Source organism: Enterobacter sp. MGH 38, assembly GCF_000492855.1.
In the GTDB taxonomy this organism is placed as follows: Bacteria; Pseudomonadota; Gammaproteobacteria; order Enterobacterales; family Enterobacteriaceae; genus Enterobacter; species Enterobacter hormaechei_C.
This window is the reverse complement of record NZ_KI535608.1, coordinates 260643-279633: the sequence shown is the minus strand read 5'-3', so window position 1 is coordinate 279633 and position 18991 is coordinate 260643. Positions and strand designations below refer to the sequence as shown.

At 55.5% G+C, this 18991-nt stretch carries 16 protein-coding genes and 1 tRNA gene; 6 read left to right on the top strand and 11 right to left on the bottom strand.

The features are described from left to right. Positions 1-67 precede the first annotated feature (67 nt). The 5 genes from pheP to L384_RS10020 form a co-directional block, all read right to left on the bottom strand. Entirely contained in the window at positions 68-1456 is a 1389-nt protein-coding gene (gene pheP / locus L384_RS10000) for a phenylalanine transporter (RefSeq protein WP_023324264.1), read from the bottom strand. Between the two features lie 102 nt (positions 1457-1558). After that, positions 1559-3532, bottom strand: a complete 1974-nt coding sequence (locus tag L384_RS10005; protein WP_023324263.1) for a PhoX family protein — start codon at positions 3530-3532, stop codon at positions 1559-1561. A 127-nt stretch (positions 3533-3659) separates the two neighbouring features. Continuing rightward, complete coding sequence (locus L384_RS10010) at positions 3660-5843, bottom strand: TonB-dependent receptor (protein WP_023324262.1); 2184 nt, start codon at positions 5841-5843, stop codon at positions 3660-3662. Positions 5844-6043: 200 nt separating this feature from the next. Further along, entirely contained in the window at positions 6044-6319 is a 276-nt protein-coding gene (gene yahO, locus L384_RS10015) for a DUF1471 family periplasmic protein YahO (RefSeq protein ID WP_003858898.1), read from the bottom strand. Positions 6320-6544: 225 nt separating this feature from the next. Beyond that, positions 6545-6621, bottom strand: a tRNA-Arg gene (locus tag L384_RS10020). A 303-nt stretch (positions 6622-6924) separates the two neighbouring features. Between L384_RS10020 and L384_RS10025 the strand changes: the two genes are divergently transcribed. The 3 genes from L384_RS10025 (at position 6925) to fimZ (ending at position 9770) form a co-directional block, all read left to right on the top strand. Continuing rightward, on the top strand, positions 6925-7587 hold the full coding sequence (locus L384_RS10025; protein ID WP_032628360.1) for an EAL domain-containing protein: 663 nt from the start codon (positions 6925-6927) through the stop codon (positions 7585-7587). A gap of 24 nt (positions 7588-7611) precedes the next feature. Continuing rightward, positions 7612-8328 carry a helix-turn-helix transcriptional regulator gene (locus L384_RS10030; RefSeq protein ID WP_022650524.1) on the top strand — a complete coding sequence of 239 codons (717 nt, stop codon included), beginning with the start codon at positions 7612-7614 and terminating at the stop codon, positions 8326-8328. Between the two features lie 809 nt (positions 8329-9137). Further along, a complete protein-coding gene (gene fimZ / locus L384_RS10035; protein ID WP_003858901.1) occupies positions 9138-9770 on the top strand; it encodes a fimbria biosynthesis transcriptional regulator FimZ in 633 nt (210 codons plus the stop codon). Between the two features lie 50 nt (positions 9771-9820). Here the strand turns inward: fimZ and sfmF are convergent, their stop codons facing one another. The 6 genes from sfmF to fimA all read right to left on the bottom strand — a co-directional run bounded on the left by sfmF (position 9821) and on the right by fimA (position 15827). Then, positions 9821-10342: a fimbria assembly protein gene (gene sfmF / locus L384_RS10040; protein ID WP_023315556.1), complete on the bottom strand. Its 522-nt coding sequence runs from the start codon at positions 10340-10342 to the stop codon at positions 9821-9823. Between the two features lie 9 nt (positions 10343-10351). After that, positions 10352-11359 (bottom strand): type 1 fimbria D-mannose specific adhesin FimH, encoded by a 1008-nt coding sequence (fimH, locus tag L384_RS10045; protein ID WP_003858903.1) that lies wholly within the window; start codon positions 11357-11359, stop codon positions 10352-10354. Then, complete coding sequence (locus L384_RS10050; protein WP_022650523.1) at positions 11352-13910, bottom strand: fimbrial biogenesis usher protein; 2559 nt, start codon at positions 13908-13910, stop codon at positions 11352-11354. Before L384_RS10050 ends, fimH begins: the two co-directional genes overlap by 8 nt. Positions 13911-13924: 14 nt before the next feature. Then, positions 13925-14617 (bottom strand): type 1 fimbria chaperone FimC, encoded by a 693-nt coding sequence (gene fimC, locus L384_RS10055; RefSeq protein WP_023324260.1) that lies wholly within the window; start codon positions 14615-14617, stop codon positions 13925-13927. A 34-nt stretch (positions 14618-14651) separates the two neighbouring features. Beyond that, positions 14652-15194 carry a type 1 fimbrial protein subunit FimI gene (gene fimI / locus L384_RS10060; RefSeq protein WP_003858910.1) on the bottom strand — a complete coding sequence of 181 codons (543 nt, stop codon included), beginning with the start codon at positions 15192-15194 and terminating at the stop codon, positions 14652-14654. A gap of 69 nt (positions 15195-15263) precedes the next feature. Then, the gene (gene fimA / locus L384_RS10065; RefSeq protein ID WP_003858911.1) at positions 15264-15827 is read right to left on the bottom strand and encodes a type 1 fimbrial major subunit FimA; all 564 of its coding nucleotides are present in this window, start codon (positions 15825-15827) and stop codon (positions 15264-15266) included. Between the two features lie 310 nt (positions 15828-16137). Between fimA and folD the strand changes: the two genes are divergently transcribed. From folD to L384_RS10080, 3 genes are all read left to right on the top strand, one after another. Beyond that, positions 16138-17004: a bifunctional methylenetetrahydrofolate dehydrogenase/methenyltetrahydrofolate cyclohydrolase FolD gene (gene folD, locus L384_RS10070; RefSeq protein ID WP_006809817.1), complete on the top strand. Its 867-nt coding sequence runs from the start codon at positions 16138-16140 to the stop codon at positions 17002-17004. A gap of 2 nt (positions 17005-17006) precedes the next feature. Next, positions 17007-17219, top strand: a complete 213-nt coding sequence (ybcJ, locus tag L384_RS10075; RefSeq protein WP_022650521.1) for a ribosome-associated protein YbcJ — start codon at positions 17007-17009, stop codon at positions 17217-17219. Positions 17220-17452: 233 nt separating this feature from the next. After that, positions 17453-18952 carry a PTS transporter subunit EIIC gene (locus L384_RS10080; protein WP_023324259.1) on the top strand — a complete coding sequence of 500 codons (1500 nt, stop codon included), beginning with the start codon at positions 17453-17455 and terminating at the stop codon, positions 18950-18952. Positions 18953-18991 lie beyond the last annotated feature (39 nt).

Sequence of the window (18991 nt, the reverse complement as noted above, 5' to 3'; positions counted from 1 at the left end):
GTCTGGTTTGGTGCGGTCTGGTGCCCTCACCCCGGCCCTCTCCCACAGGGAGAGGGAGAAAACCGTGCTACTTTTTGCGCGAGAGCTTAAATGCAATAAACAGGAACACCACCCACACCGGCAGCAGCATCGCTGACAGGCGCATCTCATCCATGGTGCACATCAGCACCAGAATCAGGCCGAGGAAGGCGATACAGAGGTAGTTCCCCGCCGGATAGAGCAGCGCTTTAAACTGCGTCTCGCGCCCCTTGCGGCGCATCGCCGCGCGGAAGCGCAGGTGCGCCAGGCAGATCATGATCCAGTTAAGCAGCAGCGTGGCGACAACCAGCGCCATCAGCAGGCCAAACGCCTCTTTCGGCAGCAGATAGTTAATCAGCACCACCAGCGAGGTGATAGCGCCAGAAAGGAACAGCGAGTTGACCGGCACGCCGCGACGGCTGACGCGGGTAAGGAACTTCGGCGCGTTACCCTGTACGGAGAGGCCAAACAGCATGCGGCTGTTGGAGTAAACCCCGCTGTTGTAGACCGACAGCGACGCCACAAGAATGACGAAGTTAAGCGCCGAAGCGACCACGTTGCTGTTCAAATTGTGGAAGATCATCACGAACGGGCTACTGTCAGATTTCACTTCCACCCACGGGTAGAGCGCCAGCAGCACCACCAGCGAGCCGATATAGAACAGCAGGATACGGTACACCACCTGGTTGACCGCTTTCGGGATGCTTTTGTGCGGATCGCGCGCTTCAGCCGCGGTGATGCCAATCAGCTCCAGCCCGCCGAAGGAGAACATAATGACCGCCAGCGAGAGGATCAGCCCTTTCCATCCAGTCGCCAGGAAGCCGCCGTGCTGCCACAGGTTATCGATCGTGGCGCGCTCGCCGCCGTGGCCGGAGAACAGCAGCCACAGGCCAAAGCCGATCATGCCGATAATCGCCAGCACCTTGATCAGCGCGAACCAGAACTCGGTCTCGCCATACAGGCGGACGTTCACAAGGTTAACGGCGTTAATGATGATGAAGAAGGCCGCGGCCCAAATCCACGTTGGCACGTCCGGGAGCCAGTACTGCATATAGATGCCGGCGGCGGTCAGCTCGGCCATGCCCACCAGCACGAACATCACCCAGTAGTTCCAGCCGGAGAGGAAACCTGCGAACGGCCCCCAGTATTTATAGGCAAAGTGTGCGAAGGAGCCGGACACCGGCTCTTCAACGACCATCTCGCCGAGCTGGCGCATGATCAGGAAGGCGATAATCCCGGCGATACCGTAACCCAGCAGAACCGCCGGGCCAGCCATCTGTATAGCGGGGCCGATGCCGAGAAACAGCCCGGTACCGATTGCGCCGCCGAGGGCAATTAACTGAATATGTCGATTTTGCAAACCACGTTGCAGCGTCGGACTCTGATCCGACGAAGCTTCAGCGCTACCATGGCCTGAAGCGGATGACGCGTCTTTCACGCCCTACCCCTGTCTCTTTTTTAGAAGGGGCACGTTTTAACACTTCATGCTGGTGGTAGCAAGCTTAACGCCGGGTCAGCGCATGCGCCCGGCGGATAAACGTCACGACCCGATGATCCCGCCGTCCGCTTTGGTAATCACCACTGTTGACGATCGCGGACGCCCGTTCGGGCTGGCGTCTGGCCAGTTGGAAACAGCGCGCGGATTGGCCGGGTCGGTAATATCATCCCCGCCCTCCCCCGGATGCTGAATGTTGATAAACAGCGTGCGGTTGTCCGGCGTAAACGCAATGCCGGTGATTTCGCACCCGCGCGGCCCGGTCAGGAAACGGCGATACTCGTTGGTGCCCGGAATGGTGGCCACCATCTGGTTATTGCCCATCCCCTCGTACGCTTTCTTATTGATGGTGCTGGAGGAAACGTCGGTCTGGATCCACAGCACGCCCTGGTGATCGAACGACAACCCATCCGGGCTGCCAAATGCCGCGCCCTGCATCGAGCCTTTGGCTATGGGATCGTCGCCGTCGGTACGCCCGGCCATAACCAGAATATCCCACTTAAAGCGTGCGGCGGCAGGGTCGGCACCGTCTTCGTGCCAGTGCATGATGTGCCCAAACACGTTGTTGGCGCGCGGGTTGGCGGCATCGACCGGCGCCTTGCCCTCCTTCCCGCGATCGCTGTTGTTGGTGAGCGTACAGTAGACGCTGCCGCTGGCGTGCGGATCGACGGCTATCCACTCCGGGCGATCCATTTTCGTCGCCCCCACCACGTCGGCCGCCAGACGGGTTTTAATCAGCAGATCGCCCTGGCTTGCAAAACCGTTGCTTTTATCCAGGCCATTTTGCCCGAAGATCAGCGGCAGCCAGTCGCCGCTGCCGTCCTCGTTGAACCTGGCGACGTACAGCGTGCCGGACGTCAGCAGCTGCATATTGGCTTCCCGGTTCGCGGGATCGTATTTTTTATCCGAGACAAACTTATAGATGTACTCAAACTTCTGGTCGTCGCCCATGTAGACCACCACGCGATTATCGGCGGCGAGCGTGACGGCGGCCCCCTCATGCTTGAAGCGGCCGAGCGCGGTGTGCTTGCGCGGGGTGGAGGTCGGGTTGTAGGGATCGATCTCCACCACCCAGCCGAAACGGTTGGGTTCGTTAGGGGTTTTATCAACGCTGAACCGCTCATCCACCTCGTTCCAGCGGTACGATTCATCGCTGTCGCTGATGCCGTAGCGTTTTTCCAGCGGGTTGAGATCGGCTTTTTTGACAAAAATGTCCGACCAATTCTCCTCGCAGGTGAGATAGGTGCCCCACGGCGTGTGGCCGTTGGCGCAGTTCTGCATGGTGCCCAGAACGCGTTCCCCCTGCGGGTCGGCGGCGGTTTTCATTAAATCCTGATGCCGCGCCGGGCCGGTAAGCTGCATCGGCGTATTGACGGTAATACGCCGGGCGAAGGAAGACGGACGCACTACCTCCCAGCCGCTGCCCGTTTTTTTCACTTCCACCACCGACACGCCCATCGCGTTCTGCCCCTTGCGGGCCTTGTCGAGACTCCAGTTCGCCGTACCGTCGGTAAACAGCATTCCGTTGTCGATGTACTCATGGTTCAGCGCCAGCAGGCCATGCTCCGGGTTTTGCGCCCCCTGCGGCAGGCTAAACCACGCCATGCCGTCGTGGTGCATGCCCGCCTGCACAGCCTGTTCGTCTGTGGTATTGCTGGCGTCCGGCTTAAAGGCCGGCATGTTGTCTTTGATCCCCGTCGGATCACCCCAGCGATAGAACGGGCGGGCGATATAACCTTCCGGCACCCTGACCGTGTCTTCCGTAGAGACGTCGATGCTGGTAAAGCCCAGGGAAACCGCTTTTGCCAGCGCGGAAGGCTTCGATACCGCGGCAATGGCATTTTCGGGTGTGATCAGATACGGGAATGATACGGCAGCCCCCGCTACGGCCCCCATCTGGAGAAAACGGCGGCGCGAGAGGAACACTTCTGCAACCTCGGAGAATACCGGGTTAGCGCTGCGGTTACTGATATCGTCGCGATGTTCTTTTTTAAATACGGATTTGAGGGGTCTGCCCATAGCGGCTTCCTGTCATTGGCCAAGAGGTAAGGTTGTGGCGACCAGTGTAAGAAGCTTTTATTACAATTTTATAACACGACAACGAAGGGATTGGGGCGTCCCTGCCCCGGATAACGAGGTGGAACGCTTAGAACTCGTAGCCAACCGAGACCTTAAAGGTACGCGGCTCGCCCTGAGTAATGTAAGTACCGGAATCGTCCACGCTTGACCAGTAGTTCTCGTTGGTCACGTTGTCGATACCTGCCCGTACGGTCATCTGATTTTCATTGTGGTTCACCGCGAAGCGATAGCGCATGCCCAGATCCAGCGTGGTGTAGCTGTCCAGCTTTTTGCTGTTCGCAAGATCGGCATACTGCGTGCCGGAGTGGTTAACGCGCGCAGTCGCCGTCAGGCCTTCAATCGGCTTGATATCGTACTCTGCGCCCAGCACGGCGTAGAAGCTCGGAATACCGATCGCATCGTTGCCCTGATTGACGCCGTTTTTGGTTTTGGTCAGCTCGGCCTGCAACCAGGTGGCGCTGGCGTTCAGACGCATCCCGAGCATTGGCTCGCCGAAGACGTTCAGCTCCACGCCGCGGTTACGCTGTTCTGCATCCAGGCCGTAGTGACCGCTGTCGTCAAGGATCGCCGACGGCATTTTGATCTCAAACAGCGCCAGGGAGCCGCCCACGCGGCCAAAGTCCGCCTTTACGCCCACTTCGTTCTGCTTAGAGTGAACGATACCGGTGCTCTGGCCGTAGTTGTTTGCTGAGCGAGGCGCGGTTTCACCGGGCTGTAACGCCTCGGTGTGGTTGGCGTAGAGGGAAATTTCCTCCCACGGTTTATAGACTACGCCGTAGGTGGGCATCCAGCGGCTGCCGTCGAAACCGTCCGCGTCGTTTTCCGCACCGGTGATTTTGTTGTACCCGCGAATCACCACTTTCTGATGCCGCGCGCCTGCGGTGAACAGCAGCTTGTCGTCCAGCACGCCCAGGGTATCGCTCAGCAGCCAACCCTGCGTGCGGGTGCGCCCGCTGGTCAGCGGATCGCTGTATTTGCCGCCTGAGCCGTTGAGGTTGGAGCTGTCCGGCATATCGACGCCGGTGTTGTGGTAGATGTTGGTGGTCGGATTATCCTTCGTCGCCGACATTTTCCACGCGATCTTTTCGTTTTTGGTCATCGCCGAATAGCCAACATTGACCTTGTGCGAGACGAATCCGGTAGTGAAGTTACCGCGAATGCCCGCCATGCCGCTGACAGAATCGCTGATGCGGTTGGTATCAAGACGGCTGACCACCGCATTACCGCTCTTATCGAGGAGCTTCGGCGCGCTGTAGATCCCTTCTTCGTGCGCGTGCTGCGCGCCGAGACCGGTATACGCCGTCCAGCTATCGGTGATGTCATACTCGCTGCGCCACATCCCGAACTCGTTTTCGATATCGCTGTAGGCCCACTTCTGCGAGAAGTTGCGATCGTTCTTCGGCGGTTCAGGCACAAAATCCACCGCCGAAATGTTGACGCTGGTCGGGCTGCCGTGGAAGGTTTTTTTCTGGTAGCCCAGGTCCAGCGAGGTGCGGAAACGGTCGCCTTTGTAATCCAGGCCGGTGGAGAGCAGCGTGGTGCGGCGGCGGTCGTTCGGCACGCCGGTTTCGCCTTCACGATGCACAAGGTTCACCCGCGCGCCAAACTGGTCGTTATCGCCAAAGCGGCGGCCCGCATCCAGCGTGGTGCCAATCTGGGAATCCGAGGTGTAGTCCACACCCACTTTCGCCTGCGGGGTGTCGCCCGCGTGTTTTGGCTCAAGGTTGATCATCCCGCCCACGCCCGAGCTTGCGGCACCGTTCATCAGGGAGTTGGCCCCTTTGAAGATCTCGATGCGGTCGACCATCTGGGCATCCACCACCTGACGCGGCAGTACGCCGGACAATCCGCCAAAAGTCATGTCGTCGCCGTCAAACTTCAGGCCGCGAATGCGGAAGGTTTCCGCGCTGTTGCCGTACCCCTGAACAAATTGCACGCCCGCGTCGTTGGCAACCACGTCAGCAATGGTTTTTGCCTGCTGATCTTCCACCAGCTTCGAGGTGTAGCTGATGATATTGAACGGCACGTCCATGGCGTTTTGCTGACCGAGCATACCCATGCGCCCGCCGTTCGCCACCTGCCCGTCAAGGAAGGCGGGCACCAGCTGGTCGCCGCCGGGTTTGAAATCACTCCCCGCCGTGGACTGGACGACGATGGTGTCCTCTTTTTTCTCATCCGCCGCAAAAGCGGAGTGGGTTACCGCGCCGATGGCAATCGCCAGCAGCGTTTTGTGCATTGTGGTGTTGTTCATAATGAGCTCTTAACGTGCGCGCAAAAATGACCCGTTGTCGGGCCTTAAAAGTTATTAAAAGAAATGCAAATGAGAACTATACGCATTATGTATACGTAATCAAGTGTAAACGGCCTCTCTGAGCGAGAAGCGGCAAGAAACAATGTTGGGAGGGAGGTAGGGCGCGCAACCACCCCGAAACAGGGGTGGTTACTAAGGTATTATTTTTTCTTGTAAATATCGGCGGTGCCGTGAATTTTGTTGTTTGTATTACCGGAAGTCAGCACCAGTACATCAGCACCTTCTTTATCGGCCTTTTCGACCAGCTCTTTTTTCGCATCGTCGACAGAGACTTCGTTAGCCGTGCTCACGGTACCGATTTTTTCGTACTGTGATTCAACTTTCTCAAACTCGTTTTTCGTCAGCAGTTCAGCCGCAAAGGTATTGGTGGTAAACAGAAATGCAGCGCCCATCAAAATAGCAGTCGTTTTTTTCATAACCTTTTTCCTTGAGATTAATCAGCAACTACAAAAAGCCCCACGAGTGAGAGTGAGGTGATATGAGCATGGTAGAGGAATAATAAAATTGCCACAGCGTAAGAAAAATACTGTTATAACAGTCAATTGTGCTGTGAAAAATGTGCGTTAACGCTACTTTCGCGATGGGTGTTTCATGAAGAAAATCAGGCTGGCTTGAAACTGGCGTAAGCGCCTGTTTTTAAATGGCACGCCCTGTAGGATTCGAACCTACGACCTACGGCTTAGAAGGCCGTTGCTCTATCCAACTGAGCTAAGGGCGCACGGAGAAGAGTGTACTTCGCGGTGGTGAAACGCCTGGAATTATACGGTCAATGCGTAGTGAGTCAATGCCTTTTCCGCCTTCTCTGGCGATAATGACTAGCTGATTGTAAATACGGCTGTTTTTTCAACATTTATCCCTCTTTTACGGGCTGCGAAAAGGCTTAGCCGCTTTTAAGTAACGCCTGCTGTTTTCCTGTTTACTTCACCTTCACACTGTCCTGCGGTATCCCGGCCGCCTGGAGGCTGGAAGTGAACAGGACGACGGAGTGACAGCGCCAGAGCAGACAGGTTTTCCCGCGTGCGTGCAGCACATCTCACACGACATTACAGGCATTAAGCTTGAACCTATTGTCGCCCTCTCCTCTTCACGCGCGGTGGGGGCCGAAGTGCTCAGCGTGCTGTCGCCGCATCAGCAAAGCGAAAGCTTTTTCCAGGACTGGTCAGCCACCCGGGCGCTTATGTTGCTGGAAGCACAGATCGCCGCGTTAAAAAACCCCTTCCCCTGTGACAACCTTTTCATAAATTTGCCGATAACCGTTCTGACCATACCGGAAATGTTCCAGCGTTTACTGCAACTTAACAGCCCACCGCTGAACATTGAACTCGTGGAACCTGCCTCGTTCTTTTCACTCTCAGACCCGGTACGTCAGAGGGTGAGTTGTGCGCTTCAGCAGTTGACCGCGCGGGGACACCGGATCTGGCTGGATGATATTGATGAAGCGTCAGGGCAAGCATTTTTATCCTGTCGCCTGCCGTTAAGCGGAATAAAAATCGATAAGATCGCTTTCTGGCGTTTACGTGAAACGCCGGCGCTGACACAGCTGGTCACCCTTTGTTCAAAAATTGCTGCGAATGTGCTTATTGAAGGCATTGAAACAGAACGGGACCGTACATGCGCGCTTCATGCTGGCGCGCGCTTCGGTCAGGGATATTATTGGCCATCCTGGAGATGGCAGGAGGACTGAACGGTCATCGCCAAGAGGGAAGCTATGCGAATGACAGTACGCCGTTACCGGCGTCGTCGGACAGGAAGTGATTCACTGGGTTCTACGCACTCGCCTTTTGCTCTCCCATTTTTTGATCGTCTCGAATATTTGAGCCAGTCAATCAACCAGACCCGCAAAACCGATGCTCCCTTTATCATTCTGGTCACACAGGATAATTATTTCCGTTCCGGTTTTCTGAGCGGGCAGTCGCCCCTGAGCAATTGCTGCGACTATTCCACGCTGGATGCCGCTCTCAGTGATTTAAATCACTGGCCTTCATCGCGTCTGGTAGTTGACATTGAAAGCCGCGCCTCGCCGCTCATTGACCTGCTGGACCGATTACGCCGCCACAGCCTGTTCGCCCCCTACCTGACACCCTACCTGCTCGTCCGCGCCGATGATTATGATGCTCGCCTGTTTTGTAAAGCGGCTGGCCCTTTTCATGTGCTTGAACGCCAGCTTACGGCGTTAGCTATGCAACAAACCTTGCTGGAAGCACCGGCACCCGCCGGCAACCGCAAAGAGTGGTTTTCACGGGATGAATGGCCGATCTTACAGGCGCTGTCACAGGGTAGCTCCTTGCGTCAGATCGCGCAGTTACAGAACCGCCCATATAGCCGCATTATTTACCGTCTCAGCTGCATCCTGGCGAAACTTGGACTGAATCATCGTCATGAGTTGCTACATCTTCTCAACAACCTCTCAGATTTCACGTATTAACGTATTCAGTAACTTCTTAATTCCTAAAGACCTTTAGGAAATTACTTAGGAAACATGTTAAATTTTTGTGTTTTTTAACAAAACTTTCGATTTTATAACTATTCCTAATTCTTGACCTTAAACCATGCGAAATGCTGCTGGTACGCTCAACGAGAGTGATTTTATCCATGCGTTAAGGTTCTGGCGCTTCCGTTAACAGGATGATAATGGTGTAAAAACAAGCGATTTACCTGTAAAAGAATGCGATGAGAGGTGAAGAAAACAGCAGATAGTGCTGTTCTGTTGTTGGGAACGGCAATTTGCCAGGAGACGTTTGAAACGGAGAGATGACGCACGAAATGGCGGATTTCAGGGATGGCGGGCAGGCGGGATGCTGGTTGTCACAGCCCGCTCACTGTTAACATTCATTTAACATACAGTAAAATCGTTTATTTTTTGTTATTACATAAAGATGAAAGTGTGTGGTAAATGCAATATCAGGACATTTTTGCTAATTTTAAAAAGTTAGTGATTCAGATCCAGAACATAATAATCAGCAATATATGGATATTAATTTACAGGCTTTTCGGACAATACTTAAACGGTATAATAAGACGTGTTTGACACGCGAATAAGAAAAATCATTTTGCCATAACCAGCCTTATGAGATAACTGCGCTGAGGCATTGATATCACCACTACGTAAACAAGGATGCTTTCGCTCTTCCCAGGGACATTTACCGTACAAGGATCTGCGCAATTATCCTTCCGGCTTTTCGAGAGTTTTAACAAAACTCAGCATAACGCTTTTAACAATCTGAGGCATAAAAAATGAAACCGGCATCCGTTATCATTATGGACGAACACCCTATCGTCAGAATGTCGATAGAAGTCCTGCTACAGAAAAATAAAAACATCCAGGTCAAACTGAAGTCAGGCGACAGCCACGAAGTGCTTGACTGTATACGCAACCACCCCATTGACCTGGTCATTCTCGATATTGAAATGACGGGCACGGATGGGTTCGTATTACTGAAAAGAATCAGGAACTTAAATAAAGACATTAAGGTTCTTTTCCTCTCTTCAAAATCTGAAGCCTTCTACGCAGGACGCGCCATCCGCGCCGGGGCAAATGGTTTTGTCAGTAAGCGAAAAGATCTGGGGGAAATTTATAACGCGGTGGAAATGATACTGACGGGCTATTCTTTCTTCCCTTCAGAAACATTAAGTTTTATAAACCATCTGGGGTCGCGGACGGGCGCCGCTGTGGATATGCCATTATCGAATCGTGAAGTGACGGTTCTGCGATATCTGGCGAACGGATTATCTAATAAGGAGATTGCGGATCAATTATTACTTAGCAACAAAACAATTAGTGCCCATAAGTCTAATATCTTTTCCAAGCTGGGCGTGCAAAGTATCGTTGAATTAATTGATTACGCGAAAGCGCACGAATTACTGTAATCCCTCTATCTCCCTGCAACATATAATCGTCACAGGGAGAGTGGATACGATTAATTATAATTGATCATGAACGTTGCATCGGCGTCAGCCCGGCCCGGCTGCGGATTATCCGCCGTGGCGATATAATTGGCATAAAACGACAGTTCTGCATTTCCCTGCGCATCCACCGCCACCGTCTGGCTGGCCTGCTGCAACGCGAGGCGCGTTTTATCCCGGTCAAGGATCTCCACGGCCACGTTGCTGGCCGCGCTGGCATCATTCAGCGCCAGCAGGCTGTTATCATGCCCGTCCATCTTCCCCGTAAATGTGACCGAAGCTGCCCCCGGCGGGCATCCGGTCAGCTTCAGGGTGAACGGCACAGGCTGCGTCCGGCTCCCCGTTGTGCGGAGCTGTTTCGTGGGCCAGGTGCCGAGCGTGACGGTTTTATTGCTGTCGTCCCCCTCCGCCACGCAGGTAAAATCCACGATATTGCCGTAGAGCTGAATGTTAATTTCCCCAAGCGCCGTCTCTGCGTGTGCAGGGGAGCAAAGCGCAAAGAGCGCGACGGCTAAATACCGTATTCCGTTTCGCATATCTGCTCCTTAGTCGTAGTCGACGCGTAAATAGCCGCGAGAGGTAAAACGCCCCTCGGCAGGTTTTTTACCGGTCACGCTGACGGGCCACGCGCGGATCCCCACCTGTGCCTGAGCGCTGTCGTCCAGACGGAACGGGATTTTGCTGGTCAGGTTGTTGGGCGTCAGCGGCACGCCATTACTGTTGGCAATCACAAAACCCACATCCGCGTTATCGGAAACCAGCGTACTGCCTGAAACCTTCTCCGCTTCAACACGCATCGTGAGCATGGCGTTCGCCTCGACGTTGGTGCATTTTATGCCGATGGTTTTGCTTTGCGCTGAGATCCCCTCCGGCTTATTCCCGATGCCCGCTTTACTGAACAGGGAGGCGCCGATGTCTCCGAAATCGAACTCCACCACATTCCCGGCATTAATTTCACAGCTCTGAGGCACCTGAATGGTCCCGCTGTAGCTGATGGTATAAACCGGCGTGGTGAGCGGATCCGAGGAGGTCGTGGTGACGTAAACCCGGAACATGGTCGCCCGGGGGATCACCACCATATTAATAAAGCGTCGGGTCACCTTAAGCCGGAAGACGAGGCTGGAATCCTGTACACCAAACGGTTTGTTTTTAGACACGTTCGGATGGCTCCCCATCTGAATGTACTTTCTGGGTGGATAGAAGGTGCCAGCGTAGCTGTCGGTGATTTTCATCGCTCCGTCCAGATAGTCGTTAAGCTTCAGATACTGGTAGCCATCGCTGGTGCCCGTGACCGGGAAATCGGTAACATAGCTGCGCTTGGTGGTGTTCCCGGACGTTCCCTTAGGACAGACGGCGTTAACACCCACCCACTGAGACTTCTCGCTGAGTGTGACAATCTGCCCCACCTGGTTATTGGAGCTGTTGAATTTATCCGTCAGGTCGTAATACACCTCCGTCGGCACGCCATTTTCATTGACGCAGACGGTGGCGAACGCCTGAGATAGCGGCAAAAATGCCAGCAGGGATAGCCCCAGATAATGGATTTTATTCACAGCGGATCCCCTTAAGTGTGATCGCCTGTTGCAGGCTCTGTTCTGGCAGGCTGTAGGGCGCACGACACTGGGACTGCTTCCCGTCTCCCCACTGAATCAGCAGCTCCCCGCTCAGTGGCAGCCCGCTCAGGTAAATCTGACCGTCATCTCCCACCATGCTGGTTACGCCGCTCTGCGTCTCACGCACCACCGCCCCAAACGGCACAGGCTGGTTATCACGCTTAACGGTGAGCAACGCGCGCACGCCGATGCGGGTGTCAAAACTGGCGCGCACCAGCGCACCGTTCGTCGGCACGACGCTGGAAACGTTATTTTCAATGTCGGTGTTGTTGCTCATGGTGTTAGTGTCGAGCGCCACGCGGTTGTAACGGTACACCGTGGCGTACGGCATCACCGCATAGCCACGCCAGTCTGTTTTGACGCCGGTCTGGTTTTCGACGCTCACGCCTGACGCGCCCGGCGCTTTGATCAAGACGTTGGTATCGCCCAGCGGCTGACTGAATGTGATGCCGTCTGAATGCCCTACCACGCCGCCGGAAAGCTGCCAGTTGAGGTCGTGCTGATCCCGCGTGTAGTTGTAGCCCACGCCCAGCGTACCGTACGTTGCCTGCCAGTTAGCGCTGGCGCTGCCGCTGGCACCGTTATTGCTGGTGTGGCCCTGCGTAACGCTGTAGTTCAGGTTACGATCTTTTAGCAGCGTTCCGCTTATTCCGGTCTGCCAGCTGGTATCACCGTTGCTGTTTCGGCTGGAAGAGGCCGTGGCATAGGCTCTGTCGATCGCGCTATCGCGACGGTAGCCGTGACGGGTGAACAGGCTGAACGGTACGGAGACGTTGAAAGAGGCGATACGGTCGGTTCCATCAATGCCGACGGCCTTGTTCCACGACCAGGATAAGGCGTAGCTGACCCCTTTCACCCCGCCCGCGTAGCCGAGCTGATACCAGACGTTGGATTCGCTGGTGCCCCAGTAACTTTGCTGGCTGCCCGACACGTACACCGAGCCGTAATCGCCAAGAGACTGGGAGATATTGAGCTGGAAACGCCCTTTTTTATTCAGCGTCAGGTTGTGATAGCTCTGCACGTCCGGCACGCCGTCATCGTCCTGATCGTCGCCATACTGGTAGCCTTCCATTGTGCGCCAGGCCACATCGTCGAGGGTGTAGAAGCCTTTGGTCGAGTAGCGATAGCCCAGCAGCTGGAAGTTGGTACCGAATCCGTTAAGGGATTTTGCGTACAGGAACCGCAGGGACTGCCCTTCATGGCGGCTATCATCGGCAAGCTGGCTGCGGGCATGGGTGAGATCAAGTGAAACCGCCCCCCAGTCACCGAGGTTTTTACCCGCGCCAATGGCGATGGCGGTATAGCGCGAGGCCAGCTGCGTTCCGCCGTACAGCGTGTAGCCGTCGGCAAGACCCGCAATCATCGTACCCTGAGTAAAGAACGGCGTGTCCTGCTCGCTGTTGCCGCTGCGATAGTCCCCTGCCACCAGATCGTATTTCCAGCGTCCTTCACGCTGGAGCAGCGGAACGGTGGAATACGGGACGGTGTAGCGCTGCTGGCTGCCGTCCTTCTCTTCCACCGTCACCTCCAGGTCACCGCTTGAGGAGGTCGGGTTAAGGTCAGTTATCGCAAAAGCCCCCGGCTGCACATAGCTCTGGTAAATCACGTATCCGTTCTGGCGGATCACCACTTTGGCAGGGGTGCGGGCGATTCCGCGCACGGTAGGCGCGTAACCTTGCAGACTGTCCGGGTACATACTGTCGGACGAATAGAGGCGACCACCGCGAAAACCGACGCTGTCGAAGACATCGTTACCGGTGTTGCTGTCGCCAAGCACCAGCTCGCTTTTCAGCGGGATGATCGTACGCTGCGCCCAGGTACCAATATTTTGCCAGCTGCTGTGCCGCTGGCCGTTGCTTTCGGTATAACGCCACGCGCCGTTATTGCGTAATCGCCAGGCGCCATAGTTCAACCCGCTTTGCAGGTTCAGATAGTAGCTGTCGTCGTCGCTGCCCCGGTTGCCGGTAAAGCTGTAGTTCAGCAGCGCGGCAGGGATGCCTTCATCCCACTGTTCAGGCGGAATATATCCGCGGGCGCTGTTTTGCATCGCCACCTGAGGCAGGCTGACGTTCAGGCGCAACGAGGCGAAGTTGAACGCCGCTTCGCTGCCCGGAATAGCCGTTGTGAGCGGAACGCAGGTATCGCCCTGCACGTTGCTCAGTTCCGGGAAGGCGGCGATATTGACGCCAAAGCGATCGAGCATCGCGCGCGTAATGCACGGCGACAAACCGCCTGCGACCGGCGGCGTGTTGTCAGCTTGCTCAAACCGCACGTCCTGCGTGCCGATAAACTCATCGTTACGCCAGATATCGACGCGATAGACGCCCGGTGCCTGCTGGTGGCCTTTTTCAAAACGCGACAAATCCGCGACGTTCGCCGTGTCATCGGAGAGAAACGCCGGGTTAAAGTAGCTTTCGCCCCAGCCAGCGAGTGGCCAGAGCGTTGCCATCAGTGCCAGCGCAACCGGGCAGTAACGCCATTGAGTGTTCATCGCCCTGTCTCTGCTCACAGGCTGACGCTACGCGCCGGCGTAATGGCGCCATAGTCATTCACACTCTGCCAGGAGAGCGTGGCGCTCGTAGCGGCAGGCAGCACCTGCTGCGCCGAGCTTTTAGGAGCAACCATCAGGTTATCCAGCGTCTGTCCGCCGAGCTTCAGATTGACCAGCGTGACGTAATACGGTGAGGCATTGCTCACCTTAAGATGGTTGCCGACGCGCTCAAAGCGCAGCTGTGAGAGCGCCTCTTCCGGCGGCATCGCCAGGTTAGCCGGGCGAACAAACAGCTTGATACGTGACAGAATAGCCAGTTGCAGGACGTTGTTGCCGTCCTGATGTTTTTTGCTGACGGAGGGAATCGCTTTGACGTTCATGTAAAAGAGCGATTCGCGATCGGCAGGCAGCGCCGGGCCTGCGTAGATAATGCGCAGGGTGTTTTCGCTGGCCGGCTCGCTGACAAACAGCGGCGGCGTGACGGCAAAGGTTTTTTCCTTTTGCCCGTTGGCATTTTCTATCCACGCGTTAATTAAATAGCGCTCTTGTTTATTGCTGTTGGTGATCGCCAGCGACGTTTGTTTGGCATCGGCCGGATAAATAACGCGCGTCGCACCCAGCGCAATTCCGCCGGACGCATTCGTGCTGGCAGAAACCATCATCAAAATAAAAGATAAAAACAGTCCAGGTTTAATCAGGGTGTTCATCACAACCGTACCTTTAATAATTAGTTCGCAGGCGTCAGGGATAAATCAACGTAAACCAGACATTCGACTGAATAGTGCCTGGTACAAGGTGTTCGGAAATTGCCCGGTAGCGGGCGCTGAAATGAAATACCAGCTCGCGGGTGTTAATGGGTAACCAGCTCACCGCCGTCGCGTTCGGGATAATCTGACGTTGCTGTTCGTCAAAAAGCGCCAGCCCGACACCACTGCTGACCGCATTTTCCCCCGGCCGCGATGTCGCCAGGAAAACCTGCGGGTCTTCTGCCGGTGTCACTCCCTGGAACTGGATCCCCACGGTGCGGGAGACGTCCACGCTGCAATCCAGCAGACGTACGGTGAACGGCACATTAACCGTGGAAAAGCTGCCGACGCCGGAAAAGGCGTTTGTGCGGTATTGCCCCATATCCACGCGCATATTCTGGCTGTCCGGAGCCACGGCGCAGCCGCCGTTAACCAGCTCTCCCCTGAGGTGTACTTTGCCGCCGTCAATAACCACGGTATGTGCGTTTACCGCTGGGGCAATCGCAAGGGCGCACAGCAGTATCCCAGTCCTTGTCATCCTTCGCTCCCGGTATAGGCGATCAAAAGACCTCTTCCCTGAGGCCAGCCACATCCCTGTACTCAGGCATTACTCGTATTTCATTACGAATGTTGCGTCCGCGTTTGCCTGGCCTGGCTCGGTGGTCGCCGCCGTGGCTTTATAGCGCGCGGTGAAGTTCAGGGTGTTAGTCCCTTCAATCAGGTTCTGCGCCGCAGAGAAGGTTGCACCGTCCGGGGTCAGCGTGGAGGATTTGCTGTCGAGGATCTCAATACCTACGCCCTTCGCGGAGTTGTCGTTGTTACCGGAGCTTACCGCCAGCAGCGTTTTGTCGGTGGCGTCGATCTGGCCGGTAAACGCGACAGCAGCGGTTTTCGCTACCGCAGGATCGCAGTCGTTCAGTTCGATGGTGAACGGAATATTGGAGGTGGTGTCACCCACTTTAGTGAATTTCGCGGTACGGTACTGGCCAAGATTAACCGTCTGCTCTGAAGAGTCAGTATTCACTGAACACGCGGCATTCACTAATTCACCTTTAAAATGCACCGTACCACCGTTTACAGATACAGGCGCTACCGGATCTTCTGCGTGAGCGGCACCCGCGACCAGGGCCAGAGTTGCAATAACAGTAGAAGCAATGTTGCTGAGTTTCATGTCTATTCCTTTAAAATGTAAATAACCCTTCCCGCGCATATTCGGGAATAAGAAATACGTTCAATTAAAAAATTGAAGGCTTATTTCGGAGAGGACAAAGTAGCTCAGGAATCTATTTTGTAATATGTCAAAACGCTGCCATTTAGCCAGGTCACATCCTAATCACCTCTAAGAAATTGACCATGCCCTGAGAAGGGATTTTGCGGGACATCGATGAAATCTCGTAAAGGGTGACTGACAGCGGCGCTCGCTTCTGACAAAATACAGGCAATCCCCCCTTTCTAACGTTACAGACGGAATCTTCTCTCTGATGGCAGCAAAGATTATTGACGGTAAAACGATTGCGCAGCAGGTGCGCTCTGAGGTTGCGGAAAAAGTGAAGGCGCGTAAAGCCGCCGGATTTCGCGCCCCCGGGCTGGCCGTTGTGCTGGTTGGCAGCAACCCGGCTTCGCAAATTTATGTCGGCAGCAAACGCAAAGCGTGTGAAGAGGTGGGGTTCGTCTCCCGCTCTTACGATCTGCCGGAAACCACCAGCGAAGCGGAACTGCTGGAACTGATCGACACCCTGAATGCCGATAAAGAGATCGACGGCATCCTGGTTCAGCTGCCGCTGCCTGCGGGCATCGACAACGTGAAGGTGCTGGAGCGTATCGCGCCGGACAAAGACGTTGACGGTTTCCATCCGTATAACGTAGGCCGCCTGTGCCAGCGCGCGCCGCGCCTGCGTCCATGCACCCCGCGCGGCATCGTGACGCTGCTGGAGCGTTATAACATCGATACCTATGGCCTGAACGCCGTGGTGATTGGCGCCTCCAACATCGTGGGCCGTCCGATGAGCATGGAGCTGCTGCTGGCGGGCTGCACCACCACCGTCACCCACCGCTTCACCAAAAACCTGCGTCATCACGTCGAAAACGCCGATCTGCTGATCGTTGCGGTCGGCAAGCCGGGCTTTATTCCGGGCGAGTGGATCAAAGAGGGCGCAATCGTCGTGGACGTGGGTATTAACCGCCTGGAAAACGGCAAAGTGGTTGGCGACGTGGTGTATGAAGATGCCGCAGCGCGCGCATCCTATATTACTCCGGTCCCGGGCGGCGTTGGCCCGATGACGGTAGCAACACTGATTCAGAATACCTTGCAGGCGTGCGAGGAGTATCACGACGTAGAGGACGCGTAATCATGGCAACTTTTTCTTTAGGTAAACACCCGCACGTTGAGCTGTGCGATCTGCTGAAGCTGGAAGGTTGGAGCGAAAGCGGCGCGCAGGCGAAAATCGTCATCGCCGACGGGCAGGTAACAGTAGACGGCGCGGTGGAAACCCGCAAGCGCTGCAAAATTGTCGCGGGTCAGACCGTGAGCTTCGCAGGTCAGAGCGTGACCGTGACGGCCTGAGCTGTCTGATGCCCTCACCCTAACCCTCTCCCACAGGGAGAGGGGATAAACATCCCCTCACACCCATCACGGTTAATTATCGATCAACTTCAAATAATCACTATTCCCTCTGGCGAAATGTGAAATTTAAGTTGCGCGATTTTCAGACTTTCCCCACGATAAGTAGAACGTTCTACTAAAACGTTCTACTTACAATAACAGCGCAAAAAAAGCGCTACTCGGGGGAAATCAGCATGAGCCTGATATCAGGGTTTGTTAAATCGCTGTCTAAGTTATCGATGATTGGTCGCGCCTTAATGCTGCCAATTTCACTGCTTCCCGCTGCGGGCCTGTTGCTGGCCTTCGGCGATAAGTTCCACTTGCCGCTGATGATGAACGCAGGCGGGGTTATCTTTGATAACCTGCCAATGCTCTTCGCCATCGGCTCTGCCGTCGGACTGGCTTCGGAATCCGGCATTGCCGCTCTCTCTGCGGCGGTCTCCGTGTTTGTCACTAACATCACCATCAGCACCGTGCTGAGCATTACGCCGGAAATGGCCTCCCAGGGCGGGAAATACGCCATGGTCGTCGGCATTCCGACGTTACAGATGGGCGTCTTTGGCGGCCTGATCTGCGGTATTCTTGCGGCCTGGTGTTACAACCGCTTCCACACCATGCAGCTGCCGGAATTCCTCGGCTTCTTCTCCGGCAAGCGCTTTGTGGCGATTGCGACGGCGTTTCTATCGTTCCTGCTCGGCCTGCTGCTGCCGTACGTCTGGCAGCATATTCAGTCCGGCATCGACGCCCTGTCCGTGGTGGTGAACGGCGATAACCAGGCGGCCTCGACCTTTATCTTCGGGCTAGTGGAGCGCGCGCTGATCCCGCTCGGCCTGCACCACATCTGGTATCCCTCCTTCTGGTATTCGTTCGGGGATTACACTACCCAGGCGGGTCAGGTGATCCACGGCGACCAGACCATCTGGTTCAAGATGCTGGAAGAGGGAGTGAAATCCTTCAGCAGCGACACCTACCATAACGCCGGGAAATTCATGCAGGGCGAGTTCCCGCTGATGCTGTTCGCACTGCCCGCGGCGTGTCTGGCGATGTACCACGAAGCGCACACGAAGAATAAGAAAATCGCGGCCGGTATTCTCTTCTCCGCCGCCCTCACCTGCTTCCTGACGGGCATCACCGAGCCGGTAGAGTTCACCTTTATCTTCGTGGCGCCGATCCTTTACGTCTTCAACGCCATCATGGCAGGCCTGGCGTACATGACCATGTACCTGCTGCATGCGCATATCGCCAAGTCGTTCTCGGCGGGCTTTATCGACTACCTGTCGTTCGGGATCCTGCCGTCGTTTAACGGCTATCAGACCAACTTCCTGAGCGCCATTATCATCGGCATTCCGATGGCATTAATCTACTACTTCACCTTCCGCTTCGTGATCCGCCGTTTCGACGTGAAAACGCCGGGCCGCACCGAAGTGACCGCCAGCGCGAATGACAAGTCCGATTCCGAACTTGCCACCGAAATCATCGGCCTGCTGGGCGGTGCGCAGAACATTCATTCCGTCGGCTCCTGCATCACGCGTCTGCGTCTGGAAGTGGCGAAGAGCGAAGCGGTGGACCGGGACGGGCTGAACGGGCTTGGCGCGCGCGGCGTGGTGTTCGTGGGCGATAACGGGATACAGGTGATTTTCGGGGCCAGAGCACAGTTTATCGCCCAGACGATGTCTACGATGATTGGCAAATAATAAGATGCCTGAAGGAGGCGTCTCCTGTACGCTGGGGGT

Bases quoted from the DNA above. Each gene is read 5' to 3' on its own strand.
- L384_RS10005 (WP_023324263.1), bottom strand. From the start codon at position 3,532: ATGGGCAGACCCCTCAAATCCGTATTTAAAAAAGAACATCGCGACGAT.
- fimA (WP_003858911.1), bottom strand. From the start codon at position 15,827: ATGAAACTCAGCAACATTGCTTCTACTGTTATTGCAACTCTGGCCCTG.
- folD (WP_006809817.1), top strand. From the start codon at position 16,138: ATGGCAGCAAAGATTATTGACGGTAAAACGATTGCGCAGCAGGTGCGC.
- fimC (WP_023324260.1), bottom strand. From the start codon at position 14,617: ATGAACACCCTGATTAAACCTGGACTGTTTTTATCTTTTATTTTGATG.
- yahO (WP_003858898.1), bottom strand. From the start codon at position 6,319: ATGAAAAAAACGACTGCTATTTTGATGGGCGCTGCATTTCTGTTTACC.
- fimZ (WP_003858901.1), top strand. From the start codon at position 9,138: ATGAAACCGGCATCCGTTATCATTATGGACGAACACCCTATCGTCAGA.
- fimI (WP_003858910.1), bottom strand. From the start codon at position 15,194: ATGACAAGGACTGGGATACTGCTGTGCGCCCTTGCGATTGCCCCAGCG.
- ybcJ (WP_022650521.1), top strand. From the start codon at position 17,007: ATGGCAACTTTTTCTTTAGGTAAACACCCGCACGTTGAGCTGTGCGAT.
- L384_RS10010 (WP_023324262.1), bottom strand. From the start codon at position 5,843: ATGAACAACACCACAATGCACAAAACGCTGCTGGCGATTGCCATCGGC.
- L384_RS10030 (WP_022650524.1), top strand. From the start codon at position 7,612: ATGCGAATGACAGTACGCCGTTACCGGCGTCGTCGGACAGGAAGTGAT.
- sfmF (WP_023315556.1), bottom strand. From the start codon at position 10,342: ATGCGAAACGGAATACGGTATTTAGCCGTCGCGCTCTTTGCGCTTTGC.
- L384_RS10050 (WP_022650523.1), bottom strand. From the start codon at position 13,910: ATGAACACTCAATGGCGTTACTGCCCGGTTGCGCTGGCACTGATGGCA.
- L384_RS10080 (WP_023324259.1), top strand. From the start codon at position 17,453: ATGAGCCTGATATCAGGGTTTGTTAAATCGCTGTCTAAGTTATCGATG.